At 75.3% G+C, this 2,369-nt stretch carries 3 protein-coding genes; 1 reads left to right on the top strand and 2 read right to left on the bottom strand.

Annotation, left to right across the window (positions count from 1 at the left end):
- Window positions 1-152: 152 nt before the first annotated feature.
- Complete coding sequence (locus tag KS423_RS43620) at window positions 153-332, bottom strand: hypothetical protein (RefSeq protein ID WP_224285234.1); 180 nt, start codon at window positions 330-332, stop codon at window positions 153-155.
- Window positions 333-544: 212 nt separating this feature from the next.
- Window positions 545-1,171, bottom strand: a complete 627-nt coding sequence (locus KS423_RS48300; protein ID WP_224285233.1) for a MerR family transcriptional regulator — start codon at window positions 1,169-1,171, stop codon at window positions 545-547.
- A 169-nt stretch (window positions 1,172-1,340) separates the two neighbouring features.
- Here KS423_RS48300 and KS423_RS43610 point away from each other — a divergent pair.
- The coding region (locus KS423_RS43610) for a molybdopterin-dependent oxidoreductase (protein WP_224285232.1) at window positions 1,341-2,369 on the top strand (1,029 nt) is incomplete at its 3' end.

The following is a 2,369-nucleotide window of genomic DNA, read 5'->3' as shown; positions in this document are numbered from 1 at the left end:
CGGTCCGGGCGACGCGCCGAGCGGGGGACGCCCGCCCGTGTCGAGAACACGGGCGGCCGCGCGAGCGGGCCGTGTCCGGCCCGCCGCCCCGGGGCGGGAAGCAAGAAGCACCGGGTCCGGGGTGGGGACCGCGGTGCTGGGTGGGGCGGGTGTTACTTGCTGGCGGAGGCGCTGGCGACGGGGCCGTGTTCGACGGTTTCCACGGTGGCGCCGACACCCAGGGTGCCGAGGGCGATGGAGGCGAGGACGGCGGTGACGGCGAGCAGCCGGCGGTGCCGTTGGGGCAGGGGGAAGCGCGGTTCCTGGTAGGGCGCCTGAGGGCTGGCGTTCATGACAGGAAGGTTTCCAGGGCGGTGTGAACGGTCGGTACGCGCGGGTGAAGTCCGGACGGGGGTTGGGCGTCGGTTGGCCGCGTACGCCCACCCGTCGCCGGACGGGGCGTATGCGCTGGTCAGGGGCGCGTGTCCGCCTCGCCCACGGTGGCCCCGACGGCATCCCGCAGGCCGCGCGGCGGGTGGGGTAGGGAGGGCGGCGCCGGGTCCCGTCAGGCCGCGTGCTCCTCGCCGTAGTCGTGTCCGGAGTCGTGCGCGGTGGCGAGGTAGTGGGAGAGCGCCCGGCGGCTGTGGGTGAGGTCCTCGATCCGGGAGTCCAGGTCGGCGAGTTCGTCGCGCAGGATCGCGAGCAGCTGCGGGCAGGCCTCCAGGACGGGGACGGGACCGGTGGCGCAGGGCAGCAGCACGGCGATGATCCGGGTGCTCAGGCCGGCCGCGAGCAGGCTGCGGATCTGCCACACCCGTACGGAGTCCTCCTTGCCGTACTCGCGGTAGCCGGCCGCGGTGCGGTCCGGCCGGAGCAGGCCCTGCTCCTCGTAGTAGCGGAGCAGACGGGTGGACACCCCGGTCAGGCGGGAGAGTTCTCCGATGCGCATGACCGGGCGAACGCCGCCGTCCGCCGGGGTGTTCCCGATGGGGGCTCTGCTCGTGAGGAACTCCGGCAGCACGTCGCGCGGTTCGGGCAGCGCCTCGACCACCGGAAGGTGCCCGCCGGCGAGTTCGGCCAGGCGCGTCGGTGGCGCCTTCGGCCGCCGGCCGGCGCTGCCGCCGGCGCCGTGGGCGAGCAGCAGCCCCGGGCCCGAGCCCTGGACGATCCGGGCGAGTGGGATGGCTGACACGGTGGCTCCGCTGCGGGCTGGTTTTCGCCGACAGCGGGAACGGTAGGAGTACACACCGGTGAGAAGGTCAAGCCGGGGGAGCGGAACTCCGTCCGGGGCGGCCTTCGGGCCCCGGCCGTGGTCGCGCGCACCGCGAACCGCCCACGCTGAAACGGAAGGAACGCCGTTCATGGACGACGAGGTCCGCATTCCGGACGAAGGAACCCCGGCGCCGGATGCCCCGGCGCCCGACGCCCTGGCGCCCGATCCGGGCCGGGCGGCGGCCGGGGAGGCGCCCGGGCCCGTGCCCGGGATCGTCAAACCGCTGCCCGCCGAGTGGTTCGTGCCCCGGGGCACCAACGCCGAGACGCGCTGGGACGCCTTCCGCGACGCCGACGGCGATCCCGTCATCGGCCGCCACGTGCCGGTGGAGCGGTTCTTCGTCCGCAACCACACCAGCACCCCGCTGATCGACCCCGACACGTGGCGGCTCAAGCTGTTCGGCAGCGGCCTGCGCGGCGCCCCGACGGCCGAGCGCCCGGTCGAGTTCGGCCTGGACGACCTGCGGGAGCTGCCGTCCACCCGGATCAGCGCGCTGATCGAGTGCGCCGGCAACGGCCGCAGCTTCTACCGCAGCCAGCAGGGCCAGCCCGTCCCGGGCACGCCGTGGACGCTCGGTGGCGTCGGCTCGGCGAGCTGGCGGGGCGTCCGGCTGGCCGAGGTGCTGCGGGCCGCCGGGTTGACCGGGGCGGCGGTGGACGTGCTGCCCGCCGGCCTGGACCCGGACTACGTCGTCGGCGGCACCAACTACGGTCCGGTGCGCCGCCCGCTGCCGATCGCCAAGGCGCTGGACGACGTGCTGCTCGCGTACGAGATGAACGGCGAGCCGCTGACGCCGGACCACGGTGCCCCGGCCCGGCTGGTGGTGCCCGGCTGGGTGGGCATCGCCTCGATCAAGTGGGTGGGCGGCGTGGAGGTCGCCGACCATCCGCTGTACTCGCCGTGGAACACCGACTTCTACCGGATGTTCGGACCGGACCACCCGCCCGGCGGCGGCGACCCGCTCACCACCCAGGTGGTCAAGAGCGCCTTTGAGCTGGCCGCGGGTGCGCGGCTCGCGGCGGGCCGCGAGCACCGGCTGCACGGGCGCTCGTGGTCCGGATCGGCGGCGGTGCGCCGGGTCGAGGTGAGCACGGACGGCGGCCGGACCTGGCGGCGC

The sequence above is a fragment of the Streptomyces sp. LS1784 genome (assembly GCF_020103755.1).
GTDB lineage: Bacteria > Actinomycetota > Actinomycetes > Streptomycetales > Streptomycetaceae > Kitasatospora.
The sequence above is the reverse complement of the archived record's forward strand: the minus strand, read 5'-3'. Positions and strand labels throughout refer to the sequence as shown.